The 19,439-nt window shown below is 27.7% G+C and carries 25 protein-coding genes; 14 read left to right on the forward strand and 11 right to left on the reverse strand.

Going from position 1 to position 19,439, the window contains the following annotated elements; genetic code table 11:
- Window position 1: 1 nt before the first annotated feature.
- From AJ932_RS06380 to AJ932_RS06400, 5 genes are all read right to left on the reverse strand, one after another.
- The gene (locus AJ932_RS06380; protein ID WP_070278895.1) at window positions 2-856 is read right to left on the reverse strand and encodes a lambda-exonuclease family protein; all 855 of its coding nucleotides are present in this window, start codon (window positions 854-856) and stop codon (window positions 2-4) included.
- Between the two features lies 1 nt (window position 857).
- Entirely contained in the window at window positions 858-1,085 is a 228-nt protein-coding gene (locus AJ932_RS06385; RefSeq protein ID WP_002874355.1) for a helix-turn-helix domain-containing protein, read from the reverse strand.
- A complete protein-coding gene (locus AJ932_RS06390; protein ID WP_002865124.1) occupies window positions 1,076-1,333 on the reverse strand; it encodes a hypothetical protein in 258 nt (85 codons plus the stop codon). Before AJ932_RS06390 ends, AJ932_RS06385 begins: the two co-directional genes overlap by 10 nt.
- Window positions 1,324-1,593 (reverse strand): hypothetical protein, encoded by a 270-nt coding sequence (locus AJ932_RS06395; RefSeq protein ID WP_022552238.1) that lies wholly within the window; start codon window positions 1,591-1,593, stop codon window positions 1,324-1,326. Before AJ932_RS06395 ends, AJ932_RS06390 begins: the two co-directional genes overlap by 10 nt.
- A gap of 355 nt (window positions 1,594-1,948) precedes the next feature.
- On the reverse strand, window positions 1,949-2,221 hold the full coding sequence (locus AJ932_RS06400) for a hypothetical protein (RefSeq protein WP_052799618.1): 273 nt from the start codon (window positions 2,219-2,221) through the stop codon (window positions 1,949-1,951).
- Window positions 2,222-2,364: 143 nt separating this feature from the next.
- Here AJ932_RS06400 and AJ932_RS06405 point away from each other — a divergent pair, with 143 nt between their 5' ends.
- A complete protein-coding gene (locus tag AJ932_RS06405; RefSeq protein WP_002861653.1) occupies window positions 2,365-3,096 on the forward strand; it encodes a hypothetical protein in 732 nt (243 codons plus the stop codon).
- Between the two features lie 33 nt (window positions 3,097-3,129).
- Here AJ932_RS06405 and AJ932_RS06410 read toward each other — a convergent pair whose 3' ends face one another.
- From AJ932_RS06410 to AJ932_RS06430, 5 genes are read right to left on the reverse strand one after another with little or no spacing between them, the layout of a single operon-like run.
- Window positions 3,130-3,957, reverse strand: coding sequence for a hypothetical protein (locus tag AJ932_RS06410; RefSeq protein WP_173405595.1), 828 nt, complete (start codon window positions 3,955-3,957; stop codon window positions 3,130-3,132).
- The gene (locus tag AJ932_RS06415) at window positions 3,947-4,597 is read right to left on the reverse strand and encodes a DNA/RNA non-specific endonuclease (RefSeq protein ID WP_070278893.1); all 651 of its coding nucleotides are present in this window, start codon (window positions 4,595-4,597) and stop codon (window positions 3,947-3,949) included. The genes AJ932_RS06410 and AJ932_RS06415 overlap by 11 nt, the downstream gene beginning before the upstream one ends.
- A complete protein-coding gene (locus AJ932_RS06420; RefSeq protein WP_048818574.1) occupies window positions 4,594-4,944 on the reverse strand; it encodes a hypothetical protein in 351 nt (116 codons plus the stop codon). Before AJ932_RS06420 ends, AJ932_RS06415 begins: the two co-directional genes overlap by 4 nt.
- 7 nt (window positions 4,945-4,951) lie before the next feature.
- Window positions 4,952-5,872 (reverse strand): DUF6731 family protein, encoded by a 921-nt coding sequence (locus AJ932_RS06425; protein ID WP_059116726.1) that lies wholly within the window; start codon window positions 5,870-5,872, stop codon window positions 4,952-4,954.
- Complete coding sequence (locus AJ932_RS06430; RefSeq protein WP_011049707.1) at window positions 5,869-6,603, reverse strand: helix-turn-helix transcriptional regulator; 735 nt, start codon at window positions 6,601-6,603, stop codon at window positions 5,869-5,871. The genes AJ932_RS06425 and AJ932_RS06430 overlap by 4 nt, the downstream gene beginning before the upstream one ends.
- 111 nt (window positions 6,604-6,714) lie before the next feature.
- Between AJ932_RS06430 and AJ932_RS10965 the strand changes: the two genes are divergently transcribed.
- Window positions 6,715-6,933, forward strand: a complete 219-nt coding sequence (locus AJ932_RS10965) for a hypothetical protein (RefSeq protein ID WP_002826741.1) — start codon at window positions 6,715-6,717, stop codon at window positions 6,931-6,933.
- 160 nt (window positions 6,934-7,093) lie between these two features.
- Here the strand turns inward: AJ932_RS10965 and AJ932_RS06435 are convergent, their stop codons facing one another.
- Window positions 7,094-7,459, reverse strand: a complete 366-nt coding sequence (locus AJ932_RS06435) for a hypothetical protein (protein WP_002874369.1) — start codon at window positions 7,457-7,459, stop codon at window positions 7,094-7,096.
- Window positions 7,460-7,501: 42 nt separating this feature from the next.
- On the opposite strand from AJ932_RS06435, the gene AJ932_RS06440 reads away from it, so the two are divergent.
- The 12 genes from AJ932_RS06440 (at window position 7,502) to AJ932_RS06495 (ending at window position 19,415) form a co-directional block, all read left to right on the forward strand.
- Entirely contained in the window at window positions 7,502-8,503 is a 1,002-nt protein-coding gene (locus AJ932_RS06440; RefSeq protein WP_070278891.1) for a hypothetical protein, read from the forward strand.
- Between the two features lie 10 nt (window positions 8,504-8,513).
- Entirely contained in the window at window positions 8,514-9,161 is a 648-nt protein-coding gene (locus AJ932_RS06445; protein ID WP_070278889.1) for a hypothetical protein, read from the forward strand.
- Window positions 9,162-9,178: 17 nt separating this feature from the next.
- Window positions 9,179-9,559, forward strand: a complete 381-nt coding sequence (locus AJ932_RS06450; RefSeq protein ID WP_070278888.1) for a hypothetical protein — start codon at window positions 9,179-9,181, stop codon at window positions 9,557-9,559.
- On the forward strand, window positions 9,559-9,945 hold the full coding sequence (locus tag AJ932_RS06455) for a terminase small subunit (protein WP_070278887.1): 387 nt from the start codon (window positions 9,559-9,561) through the stop codon (window positions 9,943-9,945). Before AJ932_RS06450 ends, AJ932_RS06455 begins: the two co-directional genes overlap by 1 nt.
- Window positions 9,942-11,234 carry a terminase gene (locus AJ932_RS06460; RefSeq protein WP_070278885.1) on the forward strand — a complete coding sequence of 431 codons (1,293 nt, stop codon included), beginning with the start codon at window positions 9,942-9,944 and terminating at the stop codon, window positions 11,232-11,234. The genes AJ932_RS06455 and AJ932_RS06460 overlap by 4 nt, the downstream gene beginning before the upstream one ends.
- A complete protein-coding gene (locus AJ932_RS06465; RefSeq protein ID WP_002781524.1) occupies window positions 11,224-11,496 on the forward strand; it encodes a hypothetical protein in 273 nt (90 codons plus the stop codon). The genes AJ932_RS06460 and AJ932_RS06465 overlap by 11 nt, the downstream gene beginning before the upstream one ends.
- On the forward strand, window positions 11,477-13,015 hold the full coding sequence (locus AJ932_RS06470; RefSeq protein WP_059119423.1) for a hypothetical protein: 1,539 nt from the start codon (window positions 11,477-11,479) through the stop codon (window positions 13,013-13,015). The genes AJ932_RS06465 and AJ932_RS06470 overlap by 20 nt, the downstream gene beginning before the upstream one ends.
- Complete coding sequence (locus tag AJ932_RS06475) at window positions 13,008-13,211, forward strand: hypothetical protein (RefSeq protein ID WP_000931940.1); 204 nt, start codon at window positions 13,008-13,010, stop codon at window positions 13,209-13,211. The genes AJ932_RS06470 and AJ932_RS06475 overlap by 8 nt, the downstream gene beginning before the upstream one ends.
- Window positions 13,201-13,848 (forward strand): hypothetical protein, encoded by a 648-nt coding sequence (locus tag AJ932_RS06480; RefSeq protein WP_052799629.1) that lies wholly within the window; start codon window positions 13,201-13,203, stop codon window positions 13,846-13,848. Before AJ932_RS06475 ends, AJ932_RS06480 begins: the two co-directional genes overlap by 11 nt.
- A gap of 10 nt (window positions 13,849-13,858) precedes the next feature.
- A complete protein-coding gene (locus tag AJ932_RS06485; protein WP_002791792.1) occupies window positions 13,859-14,239 on the forward strand; it encodes a hypothetical protein in 381 nt (126 codons plus the stop codon).
- Window positions 14,240-14,502: 263 nt separating this feature from the next.
- Window positions 14,503-15,717, forward strand: a complete 1,215-nt coding sequence (locus tag AJ932_RS06490; RefSeq protein WP_070278883.1) for a hypothetical protein — start codon at window positions 14,503-14,505, stop codon at window positions 15,715-15,717.
- Complete coding sequence (locus AJ932_RS06495; RefSeq protein ID WP_070278881.1) at window positions 15,714-19,415, forward strand: PBECR2 nuclease fold domain-containing protein; 3,702 nt, start codon at window positions 15,714-15,716, stop codon at window positions 19,413-19,415. Before AJ932_RS06490 ends, AJ932_RS06495 begins: the two co-directional genes overlap by 4 nt.
- The last annotated feature ends 24 nt before the right edge of the window (window positions 19,416-19,439 follow it).

The raw sequence follows: 19,439 nt of genomic DNA on the forward strand, positions 1-19,439 counted from the left end.
TTTATGCTCCTTTTTTGATTTTTAAACACATTGAAATACTTTCTTTATAAAACTCTTTAGGCACAGTAATATTTTTTTGCTCTAAAAAGCCCTTATAATCAATTGTAGTTCTACTTTGCGGATAAATTGTAATATCCAAACATCTTGCTTTTTCTCCATTTGCTAAGGCTATGAGTTCTTTTTTAAGACTTTCTAGCTTTTCTTTAATAGGTTTAATCGTGTTTTCAAGCCTTATAATTTCAATCGTTAGATTTTTTGCTTTAGTATCTTCAAGCTCTTTATATTCACTTTTTTGATCTATGATATAATCTAATATAAATTGCTTTATATTTTTAACCAACCATTCTTGATAAGCTTCATCTTTTGAAACTTCGCACTCTACAATCTCTTCTTCTTTATTCATGGCTACAAAAATGCATTTTTCTTTACCACTGATATAGAGTTGAAATTGCACTTGAGCGTAGTATTTATCACTTGGCTTTTTATTTCTTTTGATAAAATCATACTCATCTTGCGAATATTTAAACTCATAAACAACCCCATTTTCATCAATACCATCTAAGCTCGCTATAAACATTTCATTTTCTAGACTTTGCAAAACTACAGGAGTGATACTCACAGAATGTAAAAACTCAACTCTAGCTCTAATCAAAGCTTCATAGTTATTGCCTTTTTTCATAGCTTCATTTTGATAAACTTCTTTAAGTCCCAAGATGATATCTTTTGCTTCTTCTTTGGAATTAAAAGCACATTTGATACCTACGCAAGATGCTACCATCGATGCACCTATTTTTCCTTTTCTAAAATTTAACCATTCATGGCTACCTTGTTCTAAGTTAATTATTCTGCAATTCATTTTATCCTGCCTTTTTTATTTTTGGAGTGCTTTTTAAAATATAAAAAGTATTTCTCGTTTCTTTGTTTCTAACTGTTTCTATTTCATAACCTTTATTTCGAAGATTATAAATATAAGCTCCAAGCCTTGTAGTAATTCTTTTATCAATGCAATAGAAATTATCTATAATTCCATTTTTTAATAATAGTTCTAAAACTATTTTTTCTTGTTGTTTTGATGTTATTTGCATTCTTTATCCTTTAATCTTTTTACTTCTTTAATAGCTTTATCATCATTTTTAAAAACGCCTATAAGCCCTAAAGCATCAAGTATTTTTATACGAAAATTACTAAGTTTTACATTGATTTTAATTTCTTCTTCTAGCTTCAATGAAATTTCATTTATAGCAGTATCTTTTAATGCTATTACACCTTTTAACCTTTGAATTTCTTTTTCTAAATATCTTATTTTTTCATTTTTTTTACTATTTAGGAACATAGTTTCGACCTTTCTTTTATATAAAGAAGCTCATAAATTTTATTTTGCAAAGAGCTAATTTCTTTTATATTTTTCATATTTGCTTCTATTTGATCTTTTAACTCTTTTAAAAGTTCTATTTTTTCATTTTCAAGATTAGAAATTTCAGTTTTTAAAAATCTATTTTCATCTTTTAAAGACTTATTTAGCTTCATTTCTTTTCTATATTCATCTTTGCTAAGTTTAATGATGACTTGTTCTTTTGTGTGATAAGCTTTCATTTTTTTCCTTTTAGATTAATGCTTAAAAGGGACAACTGAATTCTTTAGAATAGAAAATAAAACAAAAAGGTAAATTCTCAAGTAGTTAATTTGTAAAAGTTGCCCCATTTAAGCATTAAAGGAGTTTAAGAAAAGCCGAGCAAATCTTGCAAGCTTTCTTAAACTCTTGATTTTCTGTCGTTTTTAAAGTGCAAGAAAACCTTAAAAATAGCACTATAAACAATAATAACGAGCCAAGTTTATGGATAACTTGCTAACCCTTCCGCTATACAGAACTATCAACGCGATAGTAAAGCTTAATTTTCAAGCGGTCAAAAGCTTAAGAAAGCTCTTTTTTAAAGAACTTGTTAAACTTTCAAAAAAGCTTTTTGCATTGTTTTTCGAATTTTCTAACTCTCTCTAAAAGCTCATAAGCATTTCTCATAAATTCATCTCCATAAGCCTGTAAAGATATAGATATTTCTTCATCATCTTCTAAGCTTATTTCCAAAGAGTTTTTAAAATCTTGCAAGTTTGCAAATATATTTTCTAAATTCTCTTTGCTTTCAAACTCATTTGTAATTAATTCTTTCGTTTGGCTAGAAATTCTTTTTTCTTCTCTATCAAAATAAAAATCTGTAAAACTCATTTTTTCTCCTTTTTGTTTTGTTGATAAAAGTATATAATAAAGAAACTTAATTAAAATTTAATTTAGTATATTAATTAGAAACTTTTTTAAAAAATATTTGTGATATAATTTTTAAGAATAAATAAAAATAAGGATTTTAAATAATGTTAAAAAGATTAATGGCTGTTTTATTTTTTTTAAGTTTAGTGGTTTTTATTTCTATTCTAATGATAAAAGATGATAAATATAGTAAAATTCAATATGAAAGAGAAAAATTTATATATGAAGATTTTGAAAAATATACCCAAGAACTTAAAAGTAATTATTATATATTAACAAATAAAATACCACAGATTATAGGAGATTTAATAGAAGGTGAAACCAAACATCTTCTATTAGCTGGTAATAATATTGTTGAATTAAAGTCAAAAAATGACTACATGGAAAATTTTGAGAGAACATGGGATAGACTTAATCTTTGGTGGAGATATGATAAAGTTGAAGCTTTTTTTGAAGCATGTTTTGCAACATTTATTTATTTGATTGCTTTGACTGTTTTGCAATTTATTTTAATTAAAACCACAAATCCATTCCATTTAATTTTTGAATTTAAAAAAATGTTTATTGTATCAATTTTAGTTTACTCTATATTAATTGGCTATGGATTAGTAACTTATGTAAATGCAGAATATGTAACACTTAAACCCGTTAGCGATAATTTAGAATTAGGTTATGTGCCTAGTAATTTTATAGAAGTAAGTGATTTAGAGATTTTTATTAAATATGTATTATTCTTTTCACCATTTGTTTTAAGCTTATTTTTTAGCATTTGGCTATATAAGTATAAAAAACCAAAAAAATCCTTAAAAACATTTTTAGAAAATTGGAAGGATTAATGCGATGGATATAAAAGGTTTATGAGGTATTGATTAAAAATTATATAAATCTATTTTGCCTGATATTTTATTTTTAATAGCTATATTTTTTAATATCAAATTATTATTAATTTCAAAGTCTATAATTTCTGTATCGCTAATATTAATATGGTATGTTTTATAAATATGTTCTATTTGTTTTCTTATATTCATTTTACATAAATATACATATGTAGGATCCCCATTAGACATATATCCAAAATTTGAAAAAACAAGTTCACCTGATTTTAAGGAAGGTATAAAATTAATATTATATTTTCTTAATTTTTTAATGTCTTTTTCTGATATATCTTTCACAGTAAAAGATTGTGTATATTGAAGAACATCGGGCCAATTTTTCTGTATAATATCAAATAGTTCTTGATTACACCATTGTTTATGGGGTAATACATCTATAAAATATATTGAATCATTATTGTAATACGGTAAAAAACAATACAATAAGCCCCCAGTTCTATCATACTCTTGTTTATTTTTAAGATATTCTCCTAGATGAAAATGATGAATTCCAAAAGAAGAAAACATTTTATCATTGTTATCAAATCTTTTACTAAGAAAAGGATTAACATCTTCTCCTTTTTTTAGTTTATATTCTATTTTATTAATTGTTTTCCGTATTTTTTTATTTAGAGTTCGTTCTTTAATCTCTTTTGATATAAATACTTTTCTAGGTTTAGGTGGTATAGAAAAATATATTTCTTTGAGATATTCCGCAAAATAATCTTTTGAATTATAGTTTGATAATTCTTTTTTTAATTTTGCTTCAGCACATTTATTTAATTGTATCATAATTTTTTCATAAGAAAAATCATTATTTATCACAATCAACCTTATAGCTTTTTATACTCTCAACTTCTACTTCATGATTTGGCACTTGATAACATTCTTTAAAATTATCGCCTTTTAAAATCTTAGTGTAAGAGCTTGGAATAGCAATTTGATTTCTTATTCTTTGAGGGTTGCTATCATAATTAACCAAATTTAAAACTTCAATTTCTCCAAGCTTTAAAGCTACTTGTCTTTCTCTTTTTTCAATCTTATTCCATACTTTTTGATTAATTTGTGGATTTTGCGGAGTAATATTACTCATTAAAAAAGTGCTTCTTTGGGCTTGAGTTGTTTTTCGCATTGAAGCATTAGAAAGAGTGTGTCCTCTATCATAACCGCTATTTTTATAATCACTCCATGTAGTGCGGTATTTTTTAGGTATATTTGTATCATCTTCAAAGCGTGGGCGTTTTTTGATTTGTTCGCCTTTTAGATTATCTGCTTCTAGTTTATAAGCTACAGCTTTAGTGCCTTTATAATTATAATCATAGCAATTAATATAATAAAATTTATCTAAAACTTGTGAGCAGTTTTGCTTAGTAAAATACTTGGCAAAATCTTCACTTGGTTTGTATTGATTATAATCAGCAAAGGCTAGAGTGGATAACAATGGTAAAAGTATGAGTTTTTTCATTTGTTTTCAGCTATAAAAAATAAACTCTTAACTGATTTATAAGTAGTCCAAAGTGTAATTAAAAATAAAACCCCATCTATAAAAGCTAAAATATAAGAAACACTTTCTTGTCTTTTTAAAACTAAACACAAAAAAGCAAATAAAGCACATATTATAGAAAATCTTATTGCTATTTTAAAATCATTAAAGAATTCTTGTTTTAAAGAATTTTCAGCATAATTTGGCATTATAGTTATAATAATAGTTAGTGCGGTAATTAAAAATCCGGCTAATGTTAAGGAAGCTCCTAAGATAACATCGATTTTATCAACTAAAGCTTTTAAAATCTCTTTAATTAAGTGTATCATATTCCAATCATTTCTTTAAAATATTATCTAAATTATTTTTATTTTTTTGTAACGTTTCTATAAGTTTTTCTCCAATACTTTCTAAATTTATAGCATTATTTTTATTAATATTTACTTTAATTTTATCTTTAAAAATGTCTTTAAATAAATCTATTTTTTCAGGTTTTTCATTTTTTGAACAAACTTCCATAATAAGTTTTTTAATACAATCTGTGTTGTTTGAAATAAGTTTATTTATTTTCTCTTTTTTTGATTTTGTAAATTTTTGTGTTTCTTCTAGTGAAATTTCAAATTTAATTTTAGAAACTTGTTCTTTTGCCAAAATAAAACGACTTTCTTTTGAAAGTCCGAACTCTTTTAATAGTGTTTCATTTGGTGTAGCAATAGTATAAGAATATCCTTTGATTTTTTCATATTTATATAATTTTTCTAAAGTGTCTTTATGTAAGATAATTGATAAATTTAACTCATCTTCTTTAATTCCTATAGTTTGAGAAATATATTTAAGTAAAGACGATGGTTCATAAGAATGTTGTAATTTTACATAAGCTATATAAAAAGCACCTTTTGTTTCATTAAAACATAAAGCAAAGCAAGTTTTTTCTGTAATAGCTTCATTTTCTTCTAGATATATATTTCTAATATTTCCATTAATTATATTTTCAATTTGCGGTAATTCTTCTTGTCTATATTTTTCGAAATAAAATAAATATATTCCATTTTTTTCTTTTATAAAATTTACATATGCCTTGCATCCATTAATATCGCAAAGTTGTCTATCTCTTAAATTTATTTTTAAAAACTCTAACATACTATTATAAATTTCATTTTCTTGATTAAATAAATTGGGTTTTACGCTTAGCTTATAAAAAAATACATTATATTCTTTTCGTTTTATTTTTTCTTCTTTTTTCATATTTACTCTCATCCCACCACTTCTATAAAATTTTTAAAGGTTTCAACAGCCATTTTTGATACTACAGCACCTAAGATCTCGCATTGTTCAAATTCGCTATTATCTACTTTTTTATCCTCGTATTTTTTATTTTCAGAAACTAAAAAAATATAATCTTCAAAAGGTTCTTTTTTAATTTTTTTGCAAAATAAATCATCATTTTTTCTAAAAATAACAATATCTGCATTTGAAATAGTTTGAAGTGAATTTTTGCTTCTATCCACAATAATAAAATCTCCATTAGATAAAATAGGTTCCATGCTATCGCCATTAATTTTTATAATATCATAACTCTTCTTTATAGGTATATCTAAAATTTCTTTTAGAAAATTTTCATCAACGGAAACTATTTTAACTTCTTCACTTTGAGATGAGGTTCCAAGTCCTGCACTTGCATAAATATCTGGAAAATATCTGAAGTTAATTTGATTATCATTTCTAAAAACATCTTGCAATATCACTTCGTTAAAAGGAATATCTAATGCATTGCATAAAATTTTTATATATTGTGGTTTAGGTTTTGTTTTATTATCTTCTTTAGACATCAACCATTTTTTTATTGTTGCTTCTGAGCTTTCTATGCCATTTTTATATAAAATTTCCATCAAATCTTGATATGTAACTTTTTTATCTCTATTTTTTAAATAAAATTTAAATTTTTCAGTATCAAAATGAAAATCGAATATATCTCCATTTCTTCCCATATTCTCTCCTTTTTTAGTATAAAAATTATACACTTTTTTCAAGCAAATAATGTTTCATAATTAGAAACATAATTAAATATTTATTAAGTTTCTTTATTTTATACTTTCGTTATGAAAAAAATAGATTTTTTTGATTTTACAAAAATATTGAGTAATCACTATACGGTTATTAGTGTTAAAAAGATTAGAACAAATAAATCACGCCCAAGCTTTAAAAAACAAATAGAGTTTAAAAAACTCTATGGAATACCTCATGAATTTTGGGTGGATGTTCGTAGCAATCTTATAAACATACCTAAGCGTGGGAGAAAGCGAAAGGATAGAGAATGAAGGCGATTGAACTAAAGGTTAAAAAATGGCTTTTATAGCGAGATTTTCAATAGGTTTTTTTAGTTATTTTTTAATTTGGAAAATCTTTTAGGATGATTAATGCTTGATAGGGTATTTGAAATAATAGGATTATTTATTTTTACTTTGATGATGTTGCATTTTAGACTGTTTCTAGTGGCTGGTATTTCGGCTGGGATTTTAATATCTTGCATTTATCATTATCTAAAACGCATTTTTTATCACGGTAGTGAGGACAAATAATGTATTTAAATTTATCTTTTTTAAAAACCATTTCAAAAGGAGTTTTTTTTGTAACTAATTTATATCCTAAGTTAGGATATAGTCTTTTTGTCAAATCGTTTTCTAGCTTCATATCTTTAATACAAACTCTTTTTAGTTTTTGTTTTTTAGTTAAATATAAAAACAAAGGACGGATACTTAAACCAAATAAAACACCTATTAAAAAATATAACAAATTTTCTAAAGTGGCGGTTTTTAGCATTTCGGATAAGAAAGAATTAAACATAAAAAACCTTTTTAATTTAAATTATAACATAAAGGAGAGTTGGTGATACTAAATTTTATAGCAAGTTTTGATGTAGCTTTGGGGCGTAAAAGCCTAAGAGAGAGAAAAGGCTATTTGAAATTATCAAACACTATAGCTTATGGTGGTCTTAGTGTTGATGCTTTAGCATTGTATATTCAATTAGCAAAGCTTAGTGAAAAAACGATTGTAAGTGAGATCTATTTAAGAGAGTTTATAAAAGTTAAAAATAATCAAAGAATTAGTTTAAATAGACTAAGAATTGCTAAAAAAGAATTAATTGAACTCAGACTTTTAGAAATTAAAAAGGTTAGAAATGGCTCTTTAAATTTTTATGAGTGGATTTTAAAAGATGAAAATTATCAAGTTAAAAAGCATTTTAACAAATCTTTATCTTTGCTTAAAAACAGTGATGAAAAGCTAAGCAAAACTCTTAAAAATAACACTTCATCAATCGACAGAAAATTAACCACTGAAAACGAAAAAAAAGAGAATTTGCATTATATAGAAACACACACGCACGCACGTGATAATAAATTTATAAATAATATAAATATCAATAATAATAAATTTATAAAAAAAGAGAATTTAGAAAATTTAAAAAATAATCAAGAAAAGAAAGAACGCGTTTCTAATCAAAACGCCTCTTTTGTGACGAGCTTTATTGATTTTAGCAAAAAGGAGTTAGAGAAAATGGCAAAAAAAGAGTTTAAAGTCCCAAATGCAAATGAACTCATGAGACAAATAATAGCTTTTAATGAGAAAAATGGCACAAACTTTGGTGAAGAGTTGGCTAATGATTTTATAGGCTATTGGGATGCTAGGGAATGGAAAAGAAATGGAAAAAGAATGTCAAGTGTGGCAGGAAGTCTTTATACATGGCTTAAATACGCTAAAGAAAATGAAGCAAGAAAAAATCAGCGTTTTAACAGAAAAAAAGAAGCCAATCCTAGTGTGGTTGATAGCTTGATGGAGTATTACGGAATGAAAGATGAGAACAAAAACAAGCCCTTAGGATGCTTTTAAGGAGTAAAAAATGCAAGAAAAAATACAAATTTTAATAGACTTATTAGAAATTAATAAGGCTCAAGCAACTGATATCGTTGGTAGATATCTAAAAAGCGTTGATGATATCCACTCTTTCTTAGATTTTTATTTCGAAACTTTAGAAAGAGAGAATATCGTAGGGACAACCTATGAGAAATTAAGAAGAGTTTGCAAAAGAGCTGAAATAGAGTTTAAAAAGCGTTTTGAAGACAAAGAAATTTTTTTAGAATGGCTTTGCAATAAATACAAAAATCAAGCTTGCTTTAGAGTTTTTAAAGGCGATTTTAAATACTCATATTTTGCAAATTACGGAAGCAATCAAAAAATTAAAATAAATCAAGAATCTATTGATTCTTTAATTTGCATCAATGCTTTTAAGCAAATCACTTATAAAGATGGTAATTTGATAGCTAATGGAGAATTTAAAGAAGCTTTAGTTGATTTCATGTTCAAAAATCAAGATAGGATAGGAAGAGATTTAGAGCATTCTTTACCAGTGCGAGAAATAGAAAGAGTTTTAACTTTAGATGAAATGAGAGAGCTTGAAAAAGCTGAAGAAAAAAGGCTATTTAACGAGAATAAGAGTAGATTTGAAAAAATTCTTAAAAGCAAAATGGCTTTTAAAAATATAAGCTAAATTTAAGAAAGTCTGAAATGGAAAAGTATATTTTAAAAATTGATTTAAAAAGCAACCCAGTTCCTTATAAAAGAACCACGCAAAGATCTAAATTTGTATGTAAAGATTATCTTAAATATTTAGATTTTAAAAAACTCTTGCAAATGGAGTTTAGAAGACAAAATGATATTAGCTGTTTTCAAGCCTTTGATAAGCAAAAGAAATATGAGTTTTCTTTAAAAATAGGATTTAACAGCAAAAGGCATGGCGATGGGGACAATATCGTAAAATGCGTGTTAGATGCGTTATTTGAAAACGATAAGAATGTTTTAAAAGGCGATTATGAAGTTGTGAGTTTCAAAAAATCTTTTTTAGACTTAGAAATCAAAGAATTTCATTTTAAAGAAGGGGTGGCTTGATGGCTAGAATGATGACAAATGGCAAAAGTATGACAAAAGAAGAGCTTATTTCAAAAATAGAGAGTTATTTTGATGAAAGAGTTGTCTTAAAAGAAACTAAGGAGAGTATTATTTTTGCACCCAAAACAAAAGTGGGATTAGCTGTGTATTTAGGAATTACAATGCAAACCTTAGGTGAGTGGGAGAAGGATAAGGATTTTGGAGAAATTGTATCCAATGCTAAGCAAAAATGTGAAATGGATATTTTAAATCATTCCCTAATCGGCACTTATACTCCTAGCGTTAGTATGTTCTTGCTAAAAAATCAGCATGGATATGTGGATAAACAAGAAGTTGTCAGCGATAACGTTCAAAAAATTGAAATTATAAGAAGTGAAATCAAATGAAATTAAAAATCGATTTTTCTTACACTCCGGCACAACTTAAAGTTTTTGATGATAAAAATCCACGCTTTATAACTGTAGCAAAGGGCAGAAGACTTGGTTTTACAAGGGGAAGTGCTAAGTTTGTTATCGAAAACTTGCTTTTAGGACAAAATGTTTTATGGGTGGATACCATACAAGCAAATTTACAAAATTATTACGAGTTATATTTTACACCTGAGTTAAAAAACTTGCCAAAAGATTTTTACTCATGGAGTGTGCAAGATAAGAAACTAATTATTAATGGAGCAGTGCTTCATATGAGAAGTGCTGAAAGAAGTGAAAATATCGAAGGTTTTGGATATGACCTTGTTATTTTAAACGAAGCAGGAATTATTTTAAAAGGCAGCAAAGGAGAATATCTTTGGTATAACGCCATACGCCCTATGTTGCTTGATAATCCTAAATCAAGAGCGATTATCGGTGGAGTTCCTAAAGGAAAAAATCTATTTTATGAACTTTGCAGAAAAGAACTCAGCGATAAAAATTGGAAACATTTTCAATTCTCAAGTTATGATAATCCATTTTTAAAAGAAGAGCAAATTAAAGAATTAATTGAAGAAGTAGGCGGAGAATGTAGTGAAGTTGTCAAGCAAGAAATTTATGGCGAGTTTATAGATAGCTCGAGTGCTGAATTATTTTCTCTAAGTGAAATTGAAAATGCGATGAGCAAGAACTCTTTTAGTATTGAAAAAATGCAAGGCGAGAATATTTGGGGGCTTGATGTAGCAAGATATGGAGATGATAAGAGTGCTTTAGCAAAAAGAAAAGGTTTTGTAATTTATGAGATTAAAAAATACTCACAACTTGGAACTATAGAATTAGCAAACAAAATACTAGCCGAATACAATCAAAGCGAAGATAAACCAAAAGGTATTTTTATAGATACTTGCGGTCTTGGCGTTGGCGTATACGATGTCTTGTTAAATTATGGTTTGCCTGTATTTGAGGCAAATTCTGCAAATTCTGCAACCAGTAATGAATACTTAAATAAAAGAGCGCAAATGTATTTTACATTTGCTAAAAACTTAAAACACATGGAGCTTGTTAAAGATGAAGAATTAAAAAAAGATATGAGAATGATTGAATATGAATATAGCGACAAGGGGCTTTTAAAGATAGTTTCAAAAGAACAATTAAAAAAGAACTATGGCAAAAGTCCTGATGTTAGCGATGCGGTGGCATTAACTTTTTTTGAAAAACTATACAGCAGAAACAATACTAATGAAGATTGGAGTTATGATGGCTGGTGAGTTTTTAATGATCTATGATGCAATTGATGTAAACAAAATAAAAAAGCTTTCAAATTTAAGCGATGAGGCTATAAAGTCAAGTCTTGCAAATGAATTTTTAGAGCTTGTATCAGGGTTTAATAATATTTCTAAAAAGAAATTTAAAAGAGAATTTGCGGAGTTTTTATTTGAAAAAGGAGTGAATGAAAAAGATATTTTAAAAATAACAAATTTAAGCAAAACAACAATATGGAGAATTATGAATGAAAACAAAAAGAACTAATGATGAGAGAGTGTCGTTTTTAACACAACTCATTAGCGAAAGTAAAAGTGGATATGAAAATTACAAACCACACTTTAAAGAGTTGCAAGATGCTTATTTGCTTGAAAATAAGGTAATGCAAAAACTAAGAAAAAGAAATAAATCAAGCATTTACATACCAAAAATAAACGCTAAGGTAAAGTATTTAATCACTAGCTTAAATGATGTGTATTTTAATAGTGAGAGAATGGCAGATATTGAAACTTACATTAATAGTGATGATACGATTATAGAGCTATGGCAAAACGCGATTGATTTTTATAGTGGAAAAATCAATATGTTTAAGATTTTTCAACCGCTTTTCTTAGATGTTTTACTTGTGGGAACAAGTATAGCCAAGGTTACTTGGCATAAAGGAATGCCACGCATTGAAAGAGTAGATATTGATAGTATTTATTTTGATCCAAATGCGTTAAATAGCGAGGATGTAGGATATATAGTCAATGAAATTTACCTAACCTATAATCAAATCCATGAAAGACAAAAGCTAGGTTTTTATAAAAAAATTGAAATTAAAAAGCTTTTTGATGAAGATGATGAGTATAAAAAAGTAAAGCTTTATGATATTTATGAAAGAAAAAACGATGATGAGTGGGTGGTTTCTACCTTATTTGAAAATAATTTACTTAGAAATGAAGTTACTTTGCAAGATGGACAGCCTTTTATCTGGGGTTCAATGCTACCACAACTTAAAAAGATAGATAACGAAAACTATGTAAGTGCTTATGGCGAGCCTATAATGGCTTCTGCTATGCCTTTGCAAGATGAAATTAATATAACTAGAAATCTTTTAATAGATGCAGTAAGAACTCATATCATGCCTAAAATAATGATGCCAAAATCAATGGGAGTAAGCAGAGAAGATATAGAAACCTTAGGAAAACCAATATATACAGACGATCCAAAGGGTGTGCAAATATTACCACCACCAAATGTAAATAGTGCGGGAATGAATTTACAGCTTTTAGAAAGCGAACTCACAGAAGTTACAGGAGTTAGTCCACAAAACAATGGAGCTCAAACTGCACAAAATGAAACAGCAACAGAAATTAGCATAAAAGCACAAGAAGGTGGAAGAAGAAGTGCTGACTACATAAGACAGTATAACGAAACTTTTATAGAGCCTTTATTTGATAGATTTGCAATGCTTGTTTTTAAGTATGGAGAAGATAGTTTTTTTAATGGTTTTCAAAGAGAGGATATACCTAGTTTTAGATTTAAAATTCAAACCGGCACAGGTGCCATGAATAAAGAAATTAGACGCGCAGGAATTCAAGCTAGTATGCAAGTTTTTTCACAATTATATCAAATGTATATGAGCATAGGCGATGCAAATTCTGCTTATGGGATTATAAATGCTAGTAAAGAACTTACTAAAGAATTATTACCAATTTTAGGTGTAAAGAATGTAAATAGTTTATTTGCTTTTGAAAATAATGAAGATATTAATCCACAAATGCAAGGAGAAGCTAATGCTTAATATTGAAATTAAAAGTGATATATCTAAAACTAAAGGAGGAAAGAAATTAATAGATTTTATCAAAGCAAAATATAGTGAATGTTTTTATATAGCAAAAAATAACGATGAGAAAGAGTTAAGGTTAAAAGCTTTAGATACTATGGCTTTTTTAGACATAATAATCAATAAAATAAAGGATGAAGAAGATGGAAAATGATGCTTTAAAAGATTTAATAAATGTCATAACAGATGATGATAAAGGACAAGTTGCTAATAATGGCGATGAACCTACGCAAGTAGAAGATAATGAACCTATGCAGGTTGCTAATGAGAACGAGCCTGATTATAAGGCGATGTTTGAAGCTTATAAAAGTGAAAATGACAACAAATTAAATGCTTTAATGAGTGAGCTTGAAGCTTTAAAAAATCCAAAAAAAGAGCCAAGCGAACAAGAATTACAAAGAGAGCAGTATTTAAAAGAATTAGGACTTGATGAACTTGATGAGAAATTAAAAAGGCTTGAAGAGCTTGATAAAAAGCAAAAAGACAAAGAAGAGCAAGATGCACTAATCGCTAAATACGCACAAGTAGAAAGCGAGTTAAGAAAAGCCTATCCTGATGCGGATTTAAAGGCTATGGCAGAACTTGCAACAAAATTAAATGGTTTAGGCGAAGGTAATATTGACAGCTGGAAAACCTTGCTTAATTTGGTCGGAAAATCAAATAATGCCAAAAAAGCTGAAGATTTATCAAGTGCAAATAATAATGTAAGAACTAGTGATTTTAACGATAAGTTAAAAAAAGGCGAAGTTAGCGAGATAGATCTAGGCAAAGAATTATTAAGTTTAGTATAAAGGAGAAATTATGGATTTTATAACAGCTTTAAAAGGTGGTACAGGATTAGGCTCTAGTTTTGCAGATACTTTGATGAAAACAAGCAATTTCACTCCAAATTTAGCAAGTAGCAGTGGTGGTTTTTTAAATGGATTAAAAAATTCTTTTAGTAATTTTGGAGATTGGTTATTTAAAAGTTCTGATGCAAATAAAGTAACTAATTTTGATAGATTAGGAAATGTTTTAGGCGGTGCTGGTGCTTTATATGGTGCTTATAATCAGCAAAAGATGGCACAAAAGAATTATGAGCTACAAAAAGATGCTTATAACTTTAATAAATATCTAGCTAATGAAGAGTTAAACAGAAGAAAAAATATGGAAAATAAACTTCAAAATGTTTGGAGTAATTAAATAGATTTGGATTTAAGGAGTTTGTTTAAAGGGTAAATCTTAACCCCTTGAATAAGGGGCTTTGTTTATTGATTGTTAATTTGCATTGACAACAATAATACAAAGTAGTATAATAACTATTAAGATTTGTAGCATCTTATTTCACCGCCTTTCTAGGTGGTAATTTAGTGCTAAGGGTGGCGACCCTTAGCACCACACCTTTTAAAATTATACACAAACTTCCTTAAATCCTTTATTTTAAAAGAAAGAATAAAGGAAACAAAATGGCATTTTATAACCCACAAAGAGTAGTATTTAATCCTGATACAGGCGTTATACAAAACGCAGGAAAAGTAGGCGGTGTTTTGTATGATATCATGAGTAAGAGTTATGATGATAAGGTTAAGGCAAGTCAATTCCAACAAGAGCAAGATTTAAGAAAGCAACAAATGGAATTTAATCAGGCTATGCAAAATAATCAGCTTTTGCAAAATGAGAGAAATTTTGATTATCAAAAGGAAAGAGCAAATATAGCAGATCAGCAATGGCTAATGAATTATAATCAAAGAGCTATACAATATGCCATGCAAAATGCTTTAAGACAGCAAGCAATAAATGCTAATAAGGCTTACAAGGATTTAAATTATCAAAAAGGATTATTAGAACTACAAAAATTGCAAAATGAGATAAATGCAAAACAAAAAGAGCAAGATTTATTAAATGGAGTTCTTAGTAATAGTCAAGGTTTAGATAGTCAAAACAATGCAAATTTACAAAACAATACAAGATATAAAGCAGACGCTCAGTTTTTAGATTTAGCAAGTAAACAAGGTAAAACATATGATACAACCCATGGTTTTTGGAATGGAGCTATAGAGCGTGGTTTTGGTGGATGGGGAAGTCAAAGCACAGATTTAAATGATGCAAGTGATTTATTCTTAAAAAGAATGCAAAGTGATTTATTAAGAGGTGGTAAAAATGCTAAATGGAATTTAGAGAATATACAAGCCAATTTCCCTATTAATGGTTATACTATGGAAGCAAATAATCAAAGGGTAGCTCAAGCATTAGCAGGAGAATGGTTAGCAGAAGCTCCAAACTCTTTTAAAATGGAATTAGCAGAAAGACTAGGAAACGCAAAAACAAATATTGAGAAACAAAGTGCTATAGAAGATTATAAAAATAATATGGATTTTTATAATAATTATGCTCCAAAGGTAAAAGCTTTTTATTGGGATGAAAAATACTCAAAACCTAGTAAAAATGCAGTAATTATAGATAATTCAACAACTAATCAAAATATACAAAACGATTTAGCCAAAAATATATTAGAAGTGCAAAATCAAAATACACCAAAATTACATAGCGTTAGTTTTAATGGAATTAATGCTCAAATATCAGAGCCTGATGCTAATGGTAATGTAATATTAGTTAATCAAGCAGGTAGAAAAATGCAAGTTAGCATAGAAGAATTAAAAAAACAAGGATTAATACAATGAATATAAGAGAATTTTTATTAGAAAAACCACAAGAAAATAACATTATTTCATTTTTGCAAGATGGAGCAAGTCAAAGTGAAAATCAAAATACAAGTGAATATTTATCAAATTTAAAAAATGAAGTAATAAATGATTTTTATAAAAATAAAGATAAATATGCTAAAGAATATGAAAAATATAATTTCAAAGACCAAAATTTAACAAATCCTATGGGCAATATTAGTGAATATAAAAGGGATTTATATGATTATAATAAAAATCCATCCATGAATGCTGATGATTTAAGTAATTATATTTTAGATAAGCAATCTAAAATTAATGCCTCTAAACCTATTTTTGCTGATGATAATGAAGTAGTAAGAAAAAGTAATCAGTTTATGAGAGATTTAGGCGATGAGTTGCAAAAATCAGGGCGTGGAAGATTATTGCAAGATGATGATGGATCTTATTGGGTGCAAGATAATAACGGAAATTATTCTAAAGTGCAAGGTAGCACAATGGGTGATTTATATCGTGGATTAAGAGATAATGGTGCTAGTATGGCTTTAGGAACAGCAGGTGCCATTGGCGGTACAATGCTAGGTGGCGGAGTTGGTATGGTTGCAGGTGGTGCATTAGGTGCATCTTTAGGGGCAGGATATGATTACTACGGAAATACAAAAGATACAAATCAAGATATGAATTTAAAAGAAGCTCTTATGCTTATGGGCGAAAATGCAGGACTTTCTTTAATAGGAGATGCAGCTTTTGCAGGAGTTGCCAAAGGAGCAAGAGTTTTAAAAAATACCTATAACATGACTAAATCAGGAGCGCAAGCTGGTAAAGATATGATAGATGGCATGGCAGTAAAAGGTGGTAATTTAAAAGAAAATATAGGGGATAAGCTTAGAAAAATAAGCCCTAGTATTTTAAATGATTTAGCTTCACAAGGTAGCGAAACTTCAAAAGCTTATGCAAGAGAGCTAATAGAAAGCGAAAATAGAAATTATGATGATATATTGCAAAAATCAAGAGCTATGCCTTTAGAAGTTAATCAAGGAAATGCATTAGTTGATGGAGTGGCAAGCAAAATAAAAGATTTCTCAAATACTGCAAAAAATGGTTTTGTAAAAAATACAGCAGACAACGTAACTAATTCGCTAAATAATATTAGTAAAAATATAGGTTCAAAAGAAGCAGCACTGAATCAACAAGATCTTATTAATCTTTCTTTTATGAATGATGATTTAGCTAATATGGCAAGAAGTGTTTTAGCAAATGACCCTAAAATGGCAAATAAGGTTGCAAACTCTTTACACTTACAAGATGAGGCTATATTAAAAGAGTTAAATTTAAATAATGCTTCTAAGGCTGATGAGCTTTATGCTTTAAGAGATGCTAGAGCAAAAAGAGCTTATGATGAATTTGGAAAAGGACTTGATAAACTAGATGAACTTAATCCAAATGGTGTAAAAGTAGATAAGCAAACCATAGATGATATAGTTTTAAACTCAAGTGTTTATAGTGAAAGCACACCAGCTATGATAAAAAATTTTATTCATGAAGCAAAAAGCGGTGCATTAGATGGTAAAAGCGTTAAAGAGATTTACGATAGAATTGATGCTATAGGCAATAAAATAAAAGAAAGCTCAAGTTACAACTATAAAGATTTTTTAAATAGCTTAAAAGACGCATTTTTAGAAAATATAGTAAAAAGTGCTGATAATCCCCAAGAAGCAAAAGAGATTTTAACCAAGATTAGAAAAGATTATGCAGATTTTAAAGTATATGATAAAAGTAAATTAGGAAAAAAACTAGAAGGAAGTGAAAAAGAGATATCAAAAGATATAGATAAAATACTTAATGAAACTAATCCAAAAAAGAATTATGAAGCTATAACAAAAGGACTTAATGATGATGAGATTAAAGTTTTAGATAATCAAATAATAACTAGAGCTTTAGAAAAAAATAAAGTAAATATAGGAGATGCCAATAATCCCAAATTTGCAGTAAATTATAAAGCGGTCATGGATAATTTTGAAAACTTTAAACCAAAAAGCAAATCAGGACAAGAGAAGATTGAAGTTTTAAAAACAATAGGTGATTTACGTACTAACTTTGAAACTGTAATAGATGGTATTTTAAATTCAAAAGCAAAAGAACTAGGACATGGAATAAGTACAAATTTCATAGAAAGAGCTAAAACAATGCTTGTTAATAATTTCACTGATTATATAGCTTTTTATTTTATGAGATTATGGGAAGTTGGCAAAAGAGCTGGAACAAGAATACAAATGCGAAGGGGGTTTAGTAATATAAATAATTTAAAAGATTTTGATAGATCGGCTAAAGAATTTATAGAAAGTATTAAAGATAAAACACTCAAAGAAGAAGCACAAGAGGCTAGAAAAGAATTTAATTCAAAAGTTAAAGATTTAATCAAAGGCGACAACTTCTTCATGGATAAAACTGATCCTAAAGACAATTCTTTAAGATTTATAGGCAAAAATGGCAAAGAGTATACTATAAATAAAGATGTTAGAAATGAATGGATGAAAACTTTCAATCTTAAAAATATCGATGATGAATATATCCCTAATATACCAAAAGAAGCAAAGATAGCTTTAAAAGATAGAGAAATAAAACTTACAAAAGGAAGTTTACTAAAGCTGATTGAAAAAGATAGAATTAAATACATACCACATATCAAAGAAACTTTAGAAAGCCCACAGGCAATCTTAAAAGATAAAGATGATTTTATTTTTATTAAAAATATAGATAATCAGACTTATTTTACAAGTATAGGCAAAGACTATGAAACGCATTTGACTATAATTAGCAATTCGCCAAAGAAACAAAATAATATAAAAAATAAAATGAAAAATGCTGAAGTAGTGTATTATAATAATGCGAGAGCCTTACCGACATCTAGGGCATCTTCAGAGACAAAGCAAGTGTCGTTCTCTAACGAAAATTCTACCCAAGCTAAGCCTAAAAAAAACTTAATGGATGATATAAAAGAGAACATTAAGAATAAAGAAGTAAAGAAAAAGAATAAAAAAAGCGTAAAACAAAGGCTTGATGAAAAAATACAAAATGATAAAAAAGCTAGTGAAGATATTCTAAAAAGATATGATAATTTTCTAAAAGAGAATAAAGATTATAATCTTGATTTTTTAGATAATATGAATTTAAATACTGTTGAATACAACTTAACTAGACAGATGATAATCAATGCCAAAGAAAGCACAAATAAAGGTGTAAAAAAAGATATTCCAAGTGCTTTAAGGGGTAAAATCGAACAAGAATTAAATATACAACCTTTAAAAGAATTTGGCGAAAATTATGCAGAATATTATCACGATGGAAAAGGTGCTTTACAAAAACTACTCATTGAAAAACAAGGACAGGTAGCAGGTGCTTTTCATAGAAAAGATTTAGGTGATATTGATTTGGTTTGGGGAGATGGAAACTTTGGATTAAGTCATATTGTCAATCGAAGAGAAGAAGATTTCATTAAACAAGGGTTAAATAAAATAGAAGCAAAAAATAAAGCTTTAAATTTTATAAAAGAAATAGAAAATATTATAAATAATGGAAATGTAAAAAAAGGTAATAATAGAGCTTTTATTGAAGTTAAGAATAGTAGAGTTATGGTAGCACTTGATTATAAAGGTAAAGATAAAAAGTGGATTATAACTGCATATAATTTTTATTAATATTATCGCCCCTAGCTTAGCCGA

The sequence above is a fragment of the Campylobacter sp. BCW_6873 genome (assembly GCF_001762365.1).
In the GTDB taxonomy this organism is placed as follows: domain Bacteria; phylum Campylobacterota; class Campylobacteria; order Campylobacterales; family Campylobacteraceae; genus Campylobacter_D; species Campylobacter_D jejuni.

Bases quoted from the DNA above. Each gene is read 5' to 3' on its own strand.
- AJ932_RS06460 (WP_070278885.1), top strand. From the start codon at position 9,942: ATGAAATTAAAAATCGATTTTTCTTACACTCCGGCACAACTTAAAGTT.
- AJ932_RS06485 (WP_002791792.1), top strand. From the start codon at position 13,859: ATGGATTTTATAACAGCTTTAAAAGGTGGTACAGGATTAGGCTCTAGT.
- AJ932_RS06415 (WP_070278893.1), bottom strand. From the start codon at position 4,597: ATGAAAAAACTCATACTTTTACCATTGTTATCCACTCTAGCCTTTGCT.
- AJ932_RS06425 (WP_059116726.1), bottom strand. From the start codon at position 5,872: ATGAGAGTAAATATGAAAAAAGAAGAAAAAATAAAACGAAAAGAATAT.
- AJ932_RS06405 (WP_002861653.1), top strand. From the start codon at position 2,365: ATGTTAAAAAGATTAATGGCTGTTTTATTTTTTTTAAGTTTAGTGGTT.
- AJ932_RS06390 (WP_002865124.1), bottom strand. From the start codon at position 1,333: ATGTTCCTAAATAGTAAAAAAAATGAAAAAATAAGATATTTAGAAAAA.
- AJ932_RS06495 (WP_070278881.1), top strand. From the start codon at position 15,714: ATGAATATAAGAGAATTTTTATTAGAAAAACCACAAGAAAATAACATT.
- AJ932_RS06400 (WP_052799618.1), bottom strand. From the start codon at position 2,221: ATGAGTTTTACAGATTTTTATTTTGATAGAGAAGAAAAAAGAATTTCT.
- AJ932_RS06470 (WP_059119423.1), top strand. From the start codon at position 11,477: ATGAAAACAAAAAGAACTAATGATGAGAGAGTGTCGTTTTTAACACAA.
- AJ932_RS06395 (WP_022552238.1), bottom strand. From the start codon at position 1,593: ATGAAAGCTTATCACACAAAAGAACAAGTCATCATTAAACTTAGCAAA.
- AJ932_RS06380 (WP_070278895.1), bottom strand. From the start codon at position 856: ATGAATTGCAGAATAATTAACTTAGAACAAGGTAGCCATGAATGGTTA.
- AJ932_RS06480 (WP_052799629.1), top strand. From the start codon at position 13,201: ATGGAAAATGATGCTTTAAAAGATTTAATAAATGTCATAACAGATGAT.
- AJ932_RS06435 (WP_002874369.1), bottom strand. From the start codon at position 7,459: ATGTTTAATTCTTTCTTATCCGAAATGCTAAAAACCGCCACTTTAGAA.
- AJ932_RS06445 (WP_070278889.1), top strand. From the start codon at position 8,514: ATGCAAGAAAAAATACAAATTTTAATAGACTTATTAGAAATTAATAAG.
- AJ932_RS06385 (WP_002874355.1), bottom strand. From the start codon at position 1,085: ATGCAAATAACATCAAAACAACAAGAAAAAATAGTTTTAGAACTATTA.
- AJ932_RS06420 (WP_048818574.1), bottom strand. From the start codon at position 4,944: ATGATACACTTAATTAAAGAGATTTTAAAAGCTTTAGTTGATAAAATC.
- AJ932_RS06490 (WP_070278883.1), top strand. From the start codon at position 14,503: ATGGCATTTTATAACCCACAAAGAGTAGTATTTAATCCTGATACAGGC.
- AJ932_RS06465 (WP_002781524.1), top strand. From the start codon at position 11,224: ATGGCTGGTGAGTTTTTAATGATCTATGATGCAATTGATGTAAACAAA.
- AJ932_RS10965 (WP_002826741.1), top strand. From the start codon at position 6,715: ATGAAAAAAATAGATTTTTTTGATTTTACAAAAATATTGAGTAATCAC.
- AJ932_RS06450 (WP_070278888.1), top strand. From the start codon at position 9,179: ATGGAAAAGTATATTTTAAAAATTGATTTAAAAAGCAACCCAGTTCCT.
- AJ932_RS06430 (WP_011049707.1), bottom strand. From the start codon at position 6,603: ATGGGAAGAAATGGAGATATATTCGATTTTCATTTTGATACTGAAAAA.
- AJ932_RS06455 (WP_070278887.1), top strand. From the start codon at position 9,559: ATGGCTAGAATGATGACAAATGGCAAAAGTATGACAAAAGAAGAGCTT.
- AJ932_RS06475 (WP_000931940.1), top strand. From the start codon at position 13,008: ATGCTTAATATTGAAATTAAAAGTGATATATCTAAAACTAAAGGAGGA.